This is a genomic window from Hoylesella timonensis 4401737 = DSM 22865 = JCM 15640, from assembly GCF_000455445.1.
GTDB classification, from domain to species: Bacteria; Bacteroidota; Bacteroidia; order Bacteroidales; family Bacteroidaceae; genus Prevotella; species Prevotella timonensis.
On the sequence record NZ_HG417091.1, the window covers coordinates 267,938 to 285,222 of the forward strand.

Annotated in this window: 14 protein-coding genes and 1 tRNA gene; 11 read left to right on the forward strand and 4 right to left on the reverse strand. The window is 41.6% G+C overall.

Annotated elements, in window-relative coordinates:
- The first annotated feature begins 34 nt into the window (after positions 1-34).
- Complete coding sequence (locus BN35_RS03160) at positions 35-1,270, forward strand: IS4 family transposase (RefSeq protein ID WP_044071171.1); 1,236 nt, start codon at positions 35-37, stop codon at positions 1,268-1,270.
- 906 nt (positions 1,271-2,176) lie between these two features.
- Here BN35_RS03160 and BN35_RS03170 read toward each other — a convergent pair.
- Positions 2,177-2,249, reverse strand: a tRNA-Pro gene (locus BN35_RS03170).
- A gap of 166 nt (positions 2,250-2,415) precedes the next feature.
- Between BN35_RS03170 and BN35_RS03175 the strand changes: the two genes are divergently transcribed.
- From BN35_RS03175 to BN35_RS03220, 10 genes are all read left to right on the forward strand, one after another.
- Positions 2,416-3,567 carry a zinc-dependent metalloproteinase lipoprotein gene (locus tag BN35_RS03175; protein WP_025072140.1) on the forward strand — a complete coding sequence of 384 codons (1,152 nt, stop codon included), beginning with the start codon at positions 2,416-2,418 and terminating at the stop codon, positions 3,565-3,567.
- Positions 3,568-3,577: 10 nt separating this feature from the next.
- Positions 3,578-4,831 (forward strand): 3-phosphoshikimate 1-carboxyvinyltransferase, encoded by a 1,254-nt coding sequence (locus tag BN35_RS03180; protein WP_028900972.1) that lies wholly within the window; start codon positions 3,578-3,580, stop codon positions 4,829-4,831.
- A 17-nt stretch (positions 4,832-4,848) separates the two neighbouring features.
- On the forward strand, positions 4,849-5,241 hold the full coding sequence (locus BN35_RS03185) for a hypothetical protein (RefSeq protein ID WP_025072139.1): 393 nt from the start codon (positions 4,849-4,851) through the stop codon (positions 5,239-5,241).
- Positions 5,242-5,243: 2 nt separating this feature from the next.
- Positions 5,244-6,074: a metal ABC transporter permease gene (locus BN35_RS03190; protein WP_025072138.1), complete on the forward strand. Its 831-nt coding sequence runs from the start codon at positions 5,244-5,246 to the stop codon at positions 6,072-6,074.
- Positions 6,055-9,426 (forward strand): type IX secretion system periplasmic lipoprotein PorW/SprE, encoded by a 3,372-nt coding sequence (gene porW, locus BN35_RS03195; RefSeq protein WP_025072137.1) that lies wholly within the window; start codon positions 6,055-6,057, stop codon positions 9,424-9,426. The genes BN35_RS03190 and porW overlap by 20 nt, the downstream gene beginning before the upstream one ends.
- A gap of 2 nt (positions 9,427-9,428) precedes the next feature.
- Positions 9,429-11,012 (forward strand): T9SS response regulator signal transducer PorX, encoded by a 1,584-nt coding sequence (gene porX / locus BN35_RS03200; RefSeq protein WP_025072136.1) that lies wholly within the window; start codon positions 9,429-9,431, stop codon positions 11,010-11,012.
- Positions 11,013-11,024: 12 nt separating this feature from the next.
- Entirely contained in the window at positions 11,025-11,438 is a 414-nt protein-coding gene (gene tsaE, locus BN35_RS03205; RefSeq protein ID WP_025072135.1) for a tRNA (adenosine(37)-N6)-threonylcarbamoyltransferase complex ATPase subunit type 1 TsaE, read from the forward strand.
- A 461-nt stretch (positions 11,439-11,899) separates the two neighbouring features.
- Positions 11,900-13,444, forward strand: coding sequence for an endonuclease (locus BN35_RS12750; protein ID WP_051275178.1), 1,545 nt, complete (start codon positions 11,900-11,902; stop codon positions 13,442-13,444).
- A gap of 183 nt (positions 13,445-13,627) precedes the next feature.
- A complete protein-coding gene (locus BN35_RS03215) occupies positions 13,628-14,134 on the forward strand; it encodes a DUF4251 domain-containing protein (protein WP_036893295.1) in 507 nt (168 codons plus the stop codon).
- 212 nt (positions 14,135-14,346) lie between these two features.
- Positions 14,347-15,030: a glycoside hydrolase family 25 protein gene (locus BN35_RS03220; protein ID WP_036893297.1), complete on the forward strand. Its 684-nt coding sequence runs from the start codon at positions 14,347-14,349 to the stop codon at positions 15,028-15,030.
- A 73-nt stretch (positions 15,031-15,103) separates the two neighbouring features.
- Here the strand turns inward: BN35_RS03220 and BN35_RS03225 are convergent, their stop codons facing one another.
- From BN35_RS03225 to BN35_RS03235, 3 genes are all read right to left on the reverse strand, one after another.
- On the reverse strand, positions 15,104-15,853 hold the full coding sequence (locus BN35_RS03225; RefSeq protein WP_025072131.1) for an exodeoxyribonuclease III: 750 nt from the start codon (positions 15,851-15,853) through the stop codon (positions 15,104-15,106).
- 90 nt (positions 15,854-15,943) lie between these two features.
- Positions 15,944-16,537 (reverse strand): GTP cyclohydrolase I FolE, encoded by a 594-nt coding sequence (gene folE / locus BN35_RS03230; protein ID WP_025072130.1) that lies wholly within the window; start codon positions 16,535-16,537, stop codon positions 15,944-15,946.
- Positions 16,538-16,558: 21 nt separating this feature from the next.
- Positions 16,559-17,230, reverse strand: coding sequence for an SPOR domain-containing protein (locus BN35_RS03235; protein WP_025072129.1), 672 nt, complete (start codon positions 17,228-17,230; stop codon positions 16,559-16,561).
- Positions 17,231-17,285 lie beyond the last annotated feature (55 nt).

Below are 17,285 nucleotides of genomic sequence, written 5' to 3' on the forward strand. Positions count from 1 at the left end.
GTTATCTTTGTTTTTACTAAAATAAAACATAACCATGAGCAAAGATAGTCATTTTACCGGACAGCCGGTCTATAGTCAAGTATTAAAGTTACTAGACAAGGAGAAAATTCTTCAAATAAGCCACGAAACGAAAGGAAGCGAGGCTTATGTGAAGCGTTTTGACGGTTACCAACATCTTGTCGTAATGTTGTTCGGCATCCTCAAACACTTTGATTCTCTGCGCGAACTTGAGATAGGCATGAAGGCTGAGGCTCACAAGCTCAGACACCTCGGAATGAGCTATTTGGTTCGTCGCAGCACGCTTGCTGAGGCCAATATACGCCGCCCTCAGGAGTTCTTTGCAAGTGTTTATGCGTATCTTTTGGAGAAGTATGCCAAATTTTTAGCGGACAGCCGCCCTGCCAAGAGTTATAAGGGGCAGACACACGAGCCTAAAGACTGGGAGAAGTTGCTTTACATGATGGATTCTACCACTATAACGCTCTTTGACAACATACTCAAAGGTGTCGGGCGGCATCCAAAATCAGGCAAGAAGAAAGGCGGTATGAAAGTGCATACGGTAATGAAGTATCATGTCGGCGTGCCAATGGTGGTGCAACTCACTTCAGCCGCAAAACACGACCATTACCTGCTCAAAGAGGTGCATCTGCCCAAAGACTCCACTTTAGCAATGGACCGTGGTTATGTCGATGTCGCGCAATTCCAACGTCTTACAGAAGAGGGCGTTTGCTACGTGACCAAAATGAAGAAAAAACTTAAGTATGAGGTACTTAAATCCGTTACGTATGTCAATGCAGAGGGCCTCGTAACGCATATTGATCAGAAAGTGCTTTTTACAAGAGGAGAACTCACCCACGAGGCACGAAGGGTGGAAATATTTTACGAGACAAAGAGACCCGTTGTACTATTGACCAACAACTTTGACTTTACTGTTGAGGACATTGCTGAAATCTACCGCCTAAGATGGGCTATCGAGTCGTTGTACAAACAGCTTAAACAGAACTTCCCGCTTCATTTCTTCTATGGGGACAGCGTCAATGCCATACAAATACAGACATGGGTAGTCTTGATTGCGAATCTGCTGATAACAGTCCTGTCAAGAAGCATCAAGAGACACTGTGCATTCTCGCAAGTTGTTACCATGATACGACTTATGCTTATGTACTACGTTGATTTTATCGCGTTCATGGAAAATCCCGAAAAAACTTGGAATGATTTCCTTGCAAAGGAGATGCAAAAAGCGCCACCTGAACCAAGTCTTTTCGATTAGGGGGGCTTACTTTTGAAAAAATAAACCTAAAAGTCCTATTCTACGGGGCTTCGAGGAAGATATTTATGCTCTTTTGAGTTTTACCGGACAGCAATATTAAATAATCAGTAGATACTGCAAAGTATGGATGTACTTTGAAAACATAGTGACTATAATAGTGAATCACAATAATGGAAAACATGGCCATTACTTTCAGTAGGTCGAAATTGACAGAACGTCTGGTGTTATGTTCGCTTGCCATAGCTTTTTGCTGCATGGGATGATAGGGTTTATAGGGTGTTTGCTGTTCATAAAAATCTTACAAATATATAAATTAAAACATTAATGTGACAACAATGTTCTTTTTTTATAGCATATAGTGTGTAAACTGCCAATATTAAGATGCCGCATCCAAAGATGTGTTGCTTGTTATTCCATTCGTTTTGATATTTTGTTGTGTCAATAAAAAATCACAAAAACAAGCACTTCAAAATCTTGAAAATAGAATTTCAAGGGGTAGTGTAAAAAGGTGAAAACGCAAATTATACAACCAAAAGATGCTAAACTATGTTACAAAAAAGCAAAAAACAGTGACTTTTTTGCGTTTTTTCATCTCTTCACCGGGTTATGTCATGACGATAGAGCGGTTGTTTGCACCATTTAGTCTGCTTATCTCCATGAGTTAATGCCCTTATCCCAATGCTCTAACTTCGAAAGGAGCGTACTGTAAAAGCGAAAAACAATGAAACGAGTTGAAATACAATGGTTTAGATAATTATTAAAAATAAGGCGATATTTCCGACAAAAGATTTGGTTGCTGAAAATAATCGAAGCATTTAACGCCTTTTGTCAAGATAATTCAAAATATTATCGGGTGTTTATACAACAAAAAAGCTGTGATAATTTTATCACAGCTTGTTACTTTTGTCGGGATTACTGGACTCGAACCAGCGACCTCGCGCCCCCCAGACGTGTGCGCTACCAACTGCGCCAAATCCCGAACTAACTCTTAAAGTGCTGCAAAGATATATACTTTTATGGATATCTGCAAATATATGTTTTGATTTTTATTCTAAAAAGGATTATTTAACGAGATAACTTTGAATTCCTCTTGTCATTCGTTGATAATTTCGTAACTTTGCATTCAACCAAATGTACCCACGTTCATGAAATATTATATCTATCTATTTCTACTGCTTTGCAGCGTCTTGGGGGCTTGTAATGATGACAATGACGGGCTTGCAAAGAAGAATTATTCGCAGGTGGTAGATGAAGACGATGATGATACAAAGACAACGCTCAATGATGATTATATCTATCAATTGCCCCTCATATTTCATGTTCTTTATCAAGATATTGATGACCCGACCCAGCATGTACCTGTGTCTCGCATCCAATCGTTGGTAGTTCATCTCAATGAGTTGTATCAGGGGCATATTTATGGAGAGAGTGAAAATATTCGTGTCCGCTTCTTTCTTGCTCAATATGATGAGAAAGGACACCGTTTGAAGACACCCGGTGTTGATTATATCAAATACACAGGAAAATATCCCATTGATGTCCAAGAGTTTATGAACGACAATAATAGGAAGTATGTCAAATACCTTTGGGAACCCAATGATTACATCAACGTATTTTTGTATCATTTCAGTTCTGAAAAAAATGCGCAGACATTAGGCATTAGTCATCTACCTTATGTTGTCAAGGGTAGTACTTCGTTGGAAGGTTTGGAAACGATACAGCGTTCTTACCTTACAAAGAAGAATCTTAGCTTTGCTTATTGTACTTCTATCAATAGCATCTTTATCAATTCAGAGTCGACTCGTTATCAGTTAAGTGATAAAGGCAAAAGGGGGTATCAATATCTCTCTACTGATGTGAATGTTACCTTAGCGCATGAATTAGGGCATTACTTGGGGCTGCATCACACTTTTACGGAGAAGAAAGTAGGTGGAAATTATGAGGCTATCGACGACTGTTTCGATACAGACTACTGTAAAGACACACCTTCATACAACAAGGTGAACTATAATAAGTGGCTTAACGATTACCTTCGTTCTATGGGCAAGCGGCAGGTGGACATGAAAAGATTGGTGATGAGGAATAATTGTTCGGGCGAAACATTCGATGCCGACAACATCATGGACTATGCCATTGGGTATGGATTTCGATTTACAAAGGAACAGAAAGACCGTATTCGACAAGTCTTGTATTACAGTCCATTGATACCAGGTCCAAAGAAAAATCGTTCTAAGAGTCGAGCTTTGAGACACGAGGACGACGGGGTATATCAATTACCTATTCAAACGATACGATAAAAAAGATAAGATGACACAATATAAGATAACGGCTCCGAGCTATTTTAATCATACTGTTCAATTGCCATCCTCGAAGAGTGTGAGCAATCGAGCTTTGATTATCCATGCTTTGTCGGGTGGAAAGGTTCAGCCACATCATCTTTCCGACTGTGATGATACGCAAGTCATCATGAACGCTATCATGAACATGCCACCAGTGATAGATATCAAGGCGGCGGGAACAGCCATGCGTTTCCTTACTGCATTCCTTTCCATATCCGAGGGGGAACATGTGCTTACAGGAACAGAAAGAATGCGACATCGTCCCATAGGCCCCTTGGTAGATGCCCTTCGCTATTTAGGTGCCGATATCGAATACATGGGCGAAGACGGTTATCCTCCTCTTCGCATTCATGGAAAACAGTTGGCTGGTGGTGATATCGAGATGCCTGGCAATGTGAGTTCGCAATATGTATCCGCCTTGCTCATGTTAGGTCCTGTCCTTCCGAAAGGCTTAAACATCAAGTTGACCAATGGCATGATTTCGCGCCCTTATATAGATCTCACACTTTGGGTGATGCAACAGTTTGGGGCAGAAGTTGAGTGGACCGACATAGATACCATTGCTGTACGTCCCAAGCCTTATGCTCCCTGCACCTATTACATAGAGAGCGATTGGAGTGCAGCATCGTATTGGTACGAGATATTGGCACTGTCCACGCATCGTGACAATACTTTTTTCCTGCCAGGCTTATTGGATGGTTCCAAACAAGGCGATTCGGTGTTGCGCTATCTCTTTTCATTGCTAAGCGTCAAGACAGAAGTGGAGGAGGCTGATGATACTCACTCGGCAGGAATGCGGATTACACGACATGAACGAAATCTGCCAAGATTGGAATATGACTTTGTGAATTGTCCTGATTTGGCACAGACTTTTGTGGTCTGTTGTGCCGTTTTGGATATTCCTTTTCTATTTACTGGACTGTCTACACTGCTCATCAAAGAAACCAATCGACTGGAGGCATTGAAGGTAGAAATGCGTAAGTTGGGGTATGTCATCAAAGAACAAAATAAGAGTGAACTTGTATGGAATGGGGAAAGGTGTGAACCTTCTTTCGAACCCATAGACACCTATGAGGATCATCGAATGGCGATGGCTTTTGCACCAGCGGCAATTAAGTTCCCCGGGTTGCGCATCAATCATCCAGAAGTGGTCTCCAAATCTTACCCACAGTTTTGGAATGATTTGCGAAGTGTTGGGTTTGAAATTGAAGAAAGCAAGTAATTCTAAAAAGTAACCACATGATTTTTCTCGTTCTTTTGTTAATAGGAATAGGCGTTGTTGCTGCTTTGTTCGGCTTTTTTGCTTCAAAATCGGGCGACCATCAAGAAGAGGTGGCATTGCCTGCACATTCGTGTGCTACCTGTGATGGCATCGACAACCGTTGCGAGCAAGTCTGCATGATGGAGGCAGCAACCAAAGAAATAGAATATTTTAATGACGAAGAGTTGGATTGTTATCAGGGAAGGGCAGCGGATGCTTATACGGATGAAGAGGTGAAGGAGTTTGCAGAAGTACTGGAAACGATGCGACAGGAGGAGGTAAAAGATTGGAATAGAAGTCTTATCCTGCGTGGTATCAATCTTCCTAATCAGCTCAAAGATGAGGTAATAATGTTGATGAGCAATAGTTAAGAATGGAAATACTGAGCTATACTTTCTTTCAAAATGCACTGATAGGCGCTTTATTGGCAAGTGTCTTATGTGGTTTTATCGGAACTTACATTGTGGCACGTCGATTAGTCCTCATCAGTGGTGGCATTACTCATGCTTCGTTCGGAGGAGTAGGAATGGGAGTTCTCTTGGGAGTCAACCCTATTTTGTCTGCTTTGGCATTTGCTATTTTTAGCGCATGTGGCATTCAATGGATGTCCAACCAGTACAATGTGCGTATTGACTCTGCCATTGCTATGTTTTGGACGCTTGGGATGAGTGTAGGAATTATTTGTTGTTACCTTACTCCAGGGTTCCTTCCCGACCTTCCTTCTTTTCTGTTTGGTAGCATTTTGTCGATAGGTTCTGCCGATATTTTGTTTCTGTTGGTACTCACGGTCTTTGTGATAGTTGTGTTTACCTTACTATTTAGAGCCATTCTTAGCGTTGCTTTCGACAGCCGTTTTGCACAATCGCAGCAATTGCCAGTAACAGCTATTGAATATCTCATGATGATTTTAATTGCCATGACCATTGTTGCCACCCTCCGAATGGTGGGCATTGTGCTGGCTATTAGCTTGCTCACCATCCCACAGATGACTGCTAATCTGTTTACATATCGTTTCAAACGAATAATTTTGTGGAGTATCTTCTTTGGTTGGATAGATTGTTTAGTAGGACTAAGCATTAGTTACATGCTGAATATTCCGTCAGGTGCCGCCATTATCTTTGTGAGTATCTTGATTTATGGTTTGCTCAAAGTAATAAAAGTGTTAAGGAATAAGTTTAATAATAATGAGGTTATGGCAGCTTAGATACGTCGCTTTCCTGATTCAGATAATCATACTTTTATTCTTAGCATCAGGTTGTTCCACGCAGAAAAACACTGCGCGGAGCAGGTGGTGGCATGCTTTTAATGCGCGCTATAATACATATTACAATGGAACTGTGGCTTACATTGATGCCTCTTTAGAGAAAGAGAACGGTCATCAAGACAATTTTACAGAACTTCTTCCACTTTATCCTGTGGGTAGTAAAAGTAGTCGAGAGATAGGAAAGGCGAATTTTGAACGTGCAGTGGAGAAAAGTAAGAAGGCTATCAAACTGCATAGCATCAAGAAAAGACCCGAATGGCGGTCAGGAAAGCGTAAGACTGCAAAGGACAGAGAATGGCTCAATCGGAAAGAGTATAATCCGTTTTTGTGGAAAGCATGGATGTTGATGGGGCGAGCCCAATTTCATTCTGGGGCTTTTGATGAAGCTGTATCTACCTTTTCTTATATGAGTAGACTTTATCAAACGCAACCTTCTATTTATGGAAGGGCACGTGCATGGTTGGCAAAAAGCTATATAGAACAAGGATGGTTATACGATGCGGAGGATGTTATTCGCAATATGGAGCGAGATTCAGTGCATTGGCAAGCCCAAAAGGAATGGGATTATACTTATACCGATTATTATATCCATACGAAGGAGTATGCAAAAGCCATTCCCTATCTTCGTAAAGTTATCAAACATGAGATGCGTCGTCGACAGAAAGCACGACAGTATTTCTTGTTGGGACAGTTGTACGAGGCTATCAATCAAAAAGAACTTGCTTATCAGGCTTATCGGCGAGTCATTAGGTTGCATCCACCTTATCAGATTGAGTTTAATGCACGGATAGCCATGACCAAAGTGATGGCTGGAACACAGGGGCATCAGATGATTCGTAAGCTACATCACATGGCTGCCAATGACAATAACAAAGATTATTTAGATCAGGTGTATTATGCCATAGGTAATATCTATTTGGGACAAAAAGATACGTTAAGAGCCATTGATGCGTTCGAAGAAGGCAACAAGCGTGCTACACGTTCTGGCATCGAGAAGGGCGTGTTACTGTTGAAATTAGGTGATTTGTATTGGAATCGTGAGAAGTATGACGATGCCAAACGGTGTTATGGAGAGGCAATAGGTCTTTTAGATAAAGATCGTGAAGACTATGGACAAATGGCTCGACGCTCCGAAATACTGGATGAGTTGGTGCCATATACGAATGCAGTTCAGCTGCAAGATTCGCTGCAAGTCTTGGCTAAAATGCCCGAAGCGCAACGTAATGCGGCAATAGACAGGGTAATCAAGGCGTTGAAAAAGAAAGAAAAAGAAGAAGCAGACTTGTTGGCGATGCAATCAACAAGACAGGAATCACAAGACGATTTCAATACTCCCTTTGACCCACAGGAAAGGATGACGAAGCGTAACACATTGCCCAATGTCAACGGACAACGATCTGGAGAGTGGTATTTTTATAATCCCATGGCAGTTAACCAAGGCAAAACGGCATTTCAACGTTTGTGGGGAAAGCGAGAAAATGTGGATAATTGGCAACGTATCAACAAGACTGTTGTCTCTTTAGGGCAGCAACAAGAACTATCAGAATTGCAACTTGACTCCATTCGGCAGCAAGAGAGTATGGAAGACTCTTTGCAACAGGTTCCCGATAGTGCGCAGAACGACCCTCATCAGCGTGCTTTTTATTTGGCTCAGATACCCTTTACACCAGATCAAGTGGCTGCCAGCAACCAACTGATTATGGATGGTTTGTATCATGCAGGGGTGATATTTAAGGATAAATTAGATAACTTACGCCTTGGAGAGAAAGCCTTGCGACGATTGGTAGAGCAATATCCAACGTACGAGCACATGGATTTGGCTTACTATCATTTATTCTTGCTCTATTCGAGGCTACACCAACCGACACTGGCAAACGGTTATGTGCAGCGCTTAAAGACGCAATTTCCGAAGAGTGAGTGGACTGTTTTGCTCACTGACCCCTATTTTCAGGAGAATGCAAAGTTGGGTGTACACATTGAAGACTCGATTTATGCTGCCACATACAACGCTTTCAAAGCCGACCGATACGATGAGGTGCTGACGAATACGCATATTTCCGAGACACGTTTCCCACTGGGTGCAAACCGTGATAAATTCCTTCTTATTGGTGGATTGGGTAAGTTGAATCGTGGTGATGCTACTCAATGCTTGGCAGATCTTCATACGTTGGTGGAAAAATATCCAGAGAGTAAACTCAGTCCTTTGGCGGGTATGATTATCAATGGTGTGCAAGCGGGTCGGAAGTTGCGTGGAGGTAAGTTCGATATAGGAGACGTGTGGTCGCGTCGGGCTGCTGTGTTAAGTGATAGCGACTCGATTGCCAAGCGAACATTCAGCAACGAGCGCAACACCAATTTCACGTTTATCATTGCTTATCATCCTGATTCTGTGAATGAAAATCAGTTGCTGTATCGTGTTGCCAAATACAACTTTACCCAGTATGTGGTTCGTAATTTCGATGTCGTCATAACGCAAGACGATTTTGGTTTGCATCTCATGAAGATAGCAGGATTCCTCAATTTCGATGAAGCCTTGCAGTATGCACGTGCTTTTCACAAGCAGAGAGAGCTGGCATCCCTATTGAAGCACGCCCGTACTTTTGTCATCAGTGATGTGAATCTTGAGCTGTTGGGAACGAATTTCAGTTACGATGATTACGATAAATATTATGCCAAGCACTTTGCTCCATTAAAGATTAGTACTTTCCAACTATTGGCCGAACCCACAGAGGTAAAGACACAGGCACAACCTAAGCCCACTCTTGAAGAGGTAGATAGGTTGCTTGATGATGCTACCTTTATTGATAACGGTTTGGAAAATAAGCCTTTAGATAGTGGAACTTATGTGATTCCAGCGGAAGATGCGAAGTCATCGACCACTCAAGGCAGTACAATCGTCCCAGTAGAGCAGCCTAAAAAGGAAAGCAACAGTGGAGAAACGGTGATTCCATTGGCTTCTCGTACAACTTCAAAGACGCCGCTGCCTGCCGATTCTTCCAAAACAAAGTCGACAAAGCCATTGCCGGCGAATGCGAAAAAGTCACCCCAAAAGGTGCCAACCCAGCCTGTTCAGCCCGCTAAAGCAAAGTCTAAGCAAGAGCCGAATAAACAGCAACCGCAACGAGTGGGTGAGACGATTATCTATTTTGAGGATGGCAAGACCGCTAAAGACAAGACAGGTAAGCCAAAGACCGCAGATAAAACTACGGATAAGAATAAAAAGAAGAAGAAAAAAGCAGAGCCTAAAGTGATAGATTTTGGCGATGAATATTATGATTTAGAAGGATTTTAGAGATGAGTAACGGATTATTATTGTGGGTAGATGATGAGATTGACTTGCTTCGTGCGCATATCCTCTTCTTGGAAAAGAAAGGTTACGAAGTGGTTACAGTGAGCAATGGTGCGGATGCCATCGAGGCTTGTCAGGAACAGACCTTCGACTTGGTGTTGCTCGATGAGATGATGCCCGGTCTTACAGGGCTTGAGACCTTACAACAAATCAAGGAGATTCACCCTGCAACACCCGTGGTAATGGTGACGAATAGCGAAGAGGAGAATATCATGGAGCAAGCCATCGGGTCGAAAATTGCTGATTATCTGATTAAACCAGTTAATCCAAACCAAATTCTTCTAACGCTTAAAAAGAATATCCATCGTCGAGAAATCGTAACAGAGGTCACACAATATGGTTATCAGCAAAGTTTTCAAGCTATTGCCATGCAGATGATGGACTGTCAAACGCTGGAAGACTGGAAAGGTATTTACAAGCGTTTGGTACATTGGGAATTGGAATTGAGTGCTGCAAATAGTAACATGACAGAAATGTTGCAAATGCAAAAGGAGGATGCCAACCAAGGCTTTGCCAAATATATAAGCAAACATTATTTAGATTGGGTGGCTCCTCATCAAACAACTCGTCCACTGCTCAGTCCTGATATCTTTAAGACAAAGATATTCCCGCTGCTCGATCAAGGCGAAAAAGTGTTCCTTATAGTCATAGACAACTTTAGATATGACCAATGGCGAGCTATTGCCAACGATTTGAGTGATATGTTCGAGATAGACGATGACCTATATTGTAGCATCCTACCCACGGCTACACAGTATGCGCGCAATGCCATTTTCAGCGGATTGATGCCACAACAAATTGTCGAAATGTTCCCCGATTTATGGGTTGATGAAGATGAAGAGGAAGGCAAAAACCTGAATGAAGCACCGTTGATAAAGACACAGATAGAGCGTTATCGGCGTCATGATAGTTTTAGTTATCATAAGGTGAATGATTCGGGCGGTGCTGATAAGTTTTTTGACCAACTGCACGAACTGTCCAAAAACGATTTGAATGTCTTGGTAGTCAACTTCATCGACATGCTCTCTCATGCACGTACGGAGTCTAAGATGGTACGAGAATTAGCAAACAACGAATCTGCTTATCGAAGTATCACGAAGAGTTGGTTTCGACACTCTATGATGTCAGAGCTGATGAAGCTCTTGGCACAGGCAAATTATAAAGTCATTTTAACGACCGACCACGGCAGTATCAGGGCTTCAAAGCCTGTTAAAATTATTGGAGACCGTAATACGAATACGAATTTGCGCTATAAATTGGGCAAAAATCTCAATTATTCAGCCAAAGAAGTGTTTACAATCAAAAAACCTGCTTTAGCGCAATTGCCGTCTCCAAATATTAGCACAACTTATGTATTTGCTACGGGTGACACCTTCTTGGCTTATCCAAATAACTATAATTATTATGTAGCTTATTACAAAGATACTTTTCAGCATGGAGGCATTAGTATGGAAGAAATGTTGGTGCCACTCATTACGCTGACACCGAAAAAACGAGTTAAGACCAAAGAACAGATAGGAAAATATTAAAACAATAATGATATGGATATTAAAATTGAATCATTAGATCATATTCATGAGGCTGCACAGCAGTTTATTGAAAACATGGGTAAAGGCAATGTATTTGCTTTTTATGGAAAAATGGGCGCAGGGAAGACCACCTTTATCAAGGCTATTTGTGAGTGTTTGCAGGTAGACGATGTCATTACGTCGCCCACTTTCTCCATTGTGAATGAGTACTATTCAAACAAGTTAGACGACTCGATTTACCATTTCGATTTTTATCGGATTAAAAAGGTAGAAGAAGTGTTTGATATGGGTTATGAAGATTACTTCTACAGTGGACGACTTTGCTTCTTAGAGTGGCCCGAACTGATAGAAGGCTTGCTGCCAAAAGACGCCGTAAAGGTGCACATCATGGAGCAAGAGGACGGCTCTCGATTCATCACCTTTTAGTATTTAGCGAAGAGTTAGCCTTCCTAACGTTGTGTTCTTGTAGGGCTTAGGCGGATTGTTTCTCCTATTTTGAGTCTACGGAACAAGCACAACGTTAGGATTTTTTTTATAGTTTTGGCGCATGCTTTTTGCGGATACGACCTCAGTACATCGTTGCACCCTTGTTGTTCGAAACTCCTACAGACACGAAAGGAACACATGAAGCATCCAAAACAGACTATTTTGTGGTGTAAAATAGACTGTTTTGCTTACCAAAACAGACTATTTTCCCTCAAGTCTGTGTGCTTTCAGCTACACCAACTGTTTGCCTATAAGGAAGAAAAAGTATGCAGAAATGTTCCGTAAGCGTAAAAATCTTTGTATTTTTGTCGCAGATATGACTCATTATTTGTTCGTATCGGACACATGTGACAACTTTCTTTTCGTTCATATCATTAATATTTACATTTCTCAGCTTCGTGATGCAATTAAGAAACATAAAAAGACAAATATTTATAGGTGTACTTGTATTCACATCTTCTGTTATCTGGGCGCAGGGTCCAAATGGTACAGGAACTTATTATCAACGTACAGATGGGTTGAAAGGTGCAGCATTGAAAACCGCATTTCATCAGGTAATCATGGCTCCAAAGGTCAAGTCGTATAAAGAATTGTGGACGGTTTATCGAACAACGGACAGGCGTCCAGACGGGAAATTGTACGATATCTACTCGAACACCACTAATTATGTGATTGGTGGCAGTGCACATAGCGCCAATTGCCGTGGTGAGGGTGATACGTACAACCGTGAGCATACCATGCCAAAAAGCTGGTTTAATTCAGCTTCACCTATGTTTTCCGATGCTTTCCATGTGATGCCATCGGATGGTTATGTGAACAATCGGCGGAGCAATTTTCCCTATGGAGAGACGAAAGGTGAGAAGTATCAGTCTAACAATGGGTATAGCAAGTTAGGAAAGTGTACACTACCGGGATATTCGGGAACTGTCTTCGAGCCGAATGATGAATACAAAGGAGATTTGGCACGCGTGTATTTTTATATGGCGACCTGTTATGAAAGTCAGATTGCCAATTGGAACAGCGACGTGATGTCACACAACAAATACCGCCCATATGTAAAGTGGCAGATGGATATGCTCATGAAATGGGCTAAACAAGACCCTGTGAGTGAGAAAGAAAAAGCAAGAAATGAAGCTGTCTACAAGGTGCAAGGCAATAGAAACCCCTTTGTGGACTATCCAGAATTGGAGGATTATCTGTGGGGAGATTCTGTATCTGTAGCTTTTAGTTATAATCATTATCAAGGCGGTCATGCGACAGTTGTTCCTTCACCTGACCCTCAACCGGGTGTAGAGCCACAGCCTTCGGTAACAGAAGAGACCCTACTGCAAGAGTCGTTTGCAGGTGGACGCGGAAAGTTTACGGTGGATGATAAAAGTTTGTCTGCTGACATGCGCTACGTGTGGTCACCCTATAAAAACAATTATGTGTCGTGCATGAAAGCTTCAGCCTATGTACAGAGTCAGAATCAAGCAGCAGAAAGTTGGTTGATATCTCCTGTCATCGACTTAACTTCGTACACCCAAGCTGTTTTAACCTTTGAACAAGCATGTAATTTCTTAAAAACATATAAGAATAGAGCAAAGGATTTTTTGTCCGTTTGTGTGAGTGACGACGGCGGAACGCATTGGAAGAATTGTTCGGTGGATATTCCTCACCAAGATAATTGGACCTTTGTGCCGACAGAAGTTGATTTGACCGAGTTTGCTGGAAAACAGGTGCAGATAGCCTTTGTCTATAAGAGTACAACGGCTTGTGCACCTACTTGGGAGATTATGAATTTGAAATTGACGGGTAAGAAAGCGCCAACATACATCTATCGAGTAACGTCGGATAGAACTCAGTTGGATGTTTTGAAGCCGATGTTTGACCTGTCAGGAAAGCGAGTAAATCGTCATCATCATGGCGTAGTGATTCAAAATGGGCATAAATATATCAAAAGATAAGGGATGAAAACCTGCAAAAAATAGTAGCTGTAATCGTGGTAGACTCATAAGGAGATGTTGTTTCTTGTGAGTCTATCTCTTTTCAACTGAATGAAACACGAACGCACAGCAGTCTAAATATTGTTCAGCGATGTTTTCAAAGTCTTAGATTTTTTGTATCTTAGCCGAAAATTGGAGGCAACTATGATAAAACAATGTTGGATATATCTACTCTTATTGATAGTCAGTGGATGCGGTGTGACGCAACTGAGTAGTCGTCAAAAGGCAGCACAACGTTTGGATACGGCATCAACGGTTGCTCATGTCTTGGAGAGTAGAACATGGGAAGCAGAAATGACCTATGTGATGCCGCTCCGCATGCGTATGAGGTATTTACAAGATCGCTATGGGTTGAAGCTTTCGGGTGACACTTTATATTCTAATCTTCCTTACTATGGGCGTGCGTACAGCATTCCTTATGGGGGTGGGAAAGGTTTAGTTTTTCAAGCACCCATACAGGATTATCAGTTACACTATTCCAAAAAAGGATTTGCCAGACTAAACATTGATGTACGAAATGATGAAGATCGGTTTACGTATCAGCTTGATGTTTTTATGAACGGTCATGTAGATTTGGTTGTAAGGTCGCAACAACGCGACCCCATCTCCTTTAGTGGGAAGTTGGTTCATACAAATAAAACTCATCAATAAATGTCTCCATGCTATGAATCATGTACGGCATTGCGAATCATTGTGAGTGTAATCCTTAGGTAATCATGCCCATTTCACCGTCAAATAAGCATCATCATCATGAGTCATCCAAAAGGAAAAGGTGGCTAAGGGGAGGGGGAATCTCTGTTTCCGCTCTATTTATTCTATTCTGTTTTTTGATTATTTTATTTCCAGAACAATATAGAAGCTTGTTGTATAGGTGGAATTTAGGAAGTCATGATGGAGTAGTGGCAGCCCATGTGCGCAATCGTTATCATTATGATGGAATAGACGTTTCGCATTATCAAGGAGAAATTGACTGGGCTTTGGTGGCAAGTGACACCTGTATTCAGTTTGTTTATGTCAAAGCAACAGAAGGGAGTACCCACGTAGATACGTTTTATCATCGCAATATGAGTGGTGCCAAGGAAGTGGGACTCCATGTTGGCTCTTATCATTTCCTTACTTCTACCAGTTCTGTGCATCGTCAATTCAACCACTTTAAGGCTCACATGAGTCAACATCCGCAAGATTTACTGCCGATGGTTGATGTAGAATGGGTTGGAGTAAAGGGTTGGAGCAAGCAACAGCTGCAAGACAGCTTGGCGGTTTTTCTATGGTTGGTGAAGCAACATTATGGTCGTTATCCATTGTTGTATGCAGACTCTCGCTTCTATAATGCGCATCTATCGCCACGTTTTGACAAACTTCCTCTCTTTATAGCACGGTACAGTGAGGAAGCTCCGATAGTAAAAGGCGCACATCGGCACTTTATTTGGCAACGTGATCAGTATGGTTGGGTGGATGGTATCAATCATCATGTGGATTTGAATGCCTTTGCGGTGGGGACAACCTTAGCCGACATTTTGCTTCAACCTACGACAGCAGGGCAGTGAATGAAGTGGAGCAATCGTACTGGAGACTGCTGCGACGCCTTCTTTTAGCTTTTATTTCAGTACCAATTATCTTTTACTTCAGCTCCAATTCTACGGGGCAATGGTCGCTACCCATTATCTCGGTATGAATCTTTGCATCGTGTAAGCGTTCTTTCAACCGTTCTGAAATAAGGAAATAGTCGATACGCCAGCCTGCATTCTTTTCTCTTGCCCTGAATCTATACGACCACCATGAGTATGTAATCTGCTCTGGATAAAGGTAACGGAATGTGTCTATGAAGCCGTTGTCTAGCAATCTGGTCATCTTATCGCGTTCTTCGTCTGTAAAACCAGCATTGCGTTTGTTTGTCTTTGGGTTCTTCAAGTCAATCTCTTCATGCGCAACATTCAGGTCTCCACAAATGATTACTGGCTTGATTTGGTCGAGTTGGGTAATATAAGCACGAAAATCATCCTCCCATTTCATGCGGTAATCAAGTCTTCTAAGTTCATCTTGTGAGTTGGGAACATACACGGTGATCAAGAAAAAGTCTTCCATTTCAAGCGTAATCACACGTCCTTCTTGGTCGTGTTCCTCTATTCCCAAGCCATAGCTCACATGAATAGGTTTGTGTTTTGTGTAGATAGCCGTTCCTGAATAACCTTTCTTTTCGGCATAGTTCCAATATGAAGTATAGCCCGGAAATTGCAAATCCAACTGTCCTTCCTGCATTTTTGTTTCTTGAAGGCAGAAGAAATCTGCATCAAGTTGTTGGAAAGATTCTTGAAAATTCTTTTTTACGCAGGCTCTAAGACCATTTACATTCCAGGATATGAATTTCATAAAGTTACGTTTTTATAGTTTGTTGATAGGATGAATCTTGTATTGAATGGCTTGAGGTATTCCACTCATCCTCCTCATCTGATGTCTTGATTAAATTTTCCTCGACTCTCCACGAAGAAGATTCATAAACTCTTCACGTGTTTTTGCTTGGTTAAAAGCACCAGAAAAGGCACTCGTTGTGGTGATAGAATTTTGTTTTTCAACTCCTCGCATCTGCATACACATGTGTTTTGCTTCGATGACAACCATCACACCCAAAGGCTGCAATGCCTCTTGTATGCAATCTTTCACTTGTTGGGTGAGTCGTTCTTGCACCTGAAGTCTGTGACTGTATATGTCTACCACGCGTGCTACCTTGCTCAGTCCAGTGATATGTCCATGAGGAATGTAAGCTACGTGTGCCTTTCCATAAAAGGGTAGCATGTGATGTTCGCATAAAGAAAAGAAGTCTATATCTTTTACAATGACCATTTGGTCATACTTTTCTTCAAACAGTGCATCCAATAGCACTCGTTTAGGGTCTTGTGTATATCCCCGAGTGAGTACCTGCATTGCCTTTGCCACACGCATCGGTGTCTTTTCTAATCCTTCTCTATCTGGATTCTCGCCTAATAATTGTAATATTTCTTGATAATGTGATGCGAGGTCATCCAAGCCTTCGCGAAATTCATTTGTTTGATTCATGCGGATTGTGTGCTTCTATGATTAATATTGTACGGTAATTTTTCCTCGAACAATGCAAGCTTGTTTATACCCAAGTCCTTTGACTTGTTTTAGTATTCTTGCAGCTTCTTCGTAACTACGATAGTTTCCAACACGGCAAATCCATCTTGGCGAGTAGAAATGTACATAGATCGGTTCGTTTGGAAGTACTTGTTTGATGTTGTCTCTGATGCTTTCAGCTCGAAGTCTGTCTGCTCGCGAGTTACCTCCAGCAAATGCTTGTACCCGATAGCCATTGATTTTGTAGCTTTTGCGCATTACTTTTTTGCGCATATCTATGGTAGGAATGTCCAATTCAAAGGTAGACGTATCCTCTTTTGTTGCTCGTCTTTCGGTGGCTTTGGCAGAACTTTCCTGCTTATTATTCCTGTCTTCTTTCGTCTTATCCGTAATCTTATCCTGCTTTTGTGGTGTTAGAGGATGGATTGAAGGCTTGTCATCTTGTTTCGATTTGCTCGTAGTTGGTGCTTGAGGTAGCGTAGTGATGGTGATTTTGACTTTTCCGTTAACCAATTCGTCTATATCTTTACTCTGGCTAACTTTCACAGACGCTTTTCCTGGTTCTTTGTTCTGTAGGTGATCCAAGAATGACTGTGCTTCGCTATGAATTGTAGCACATGTCAAAATAAACAATAAAGTGACGAATTTTTTCATGTGAGTTTTCCTTCAAATAAAAATGATGAAGCGAGACATAGCAATGAATTTGCTC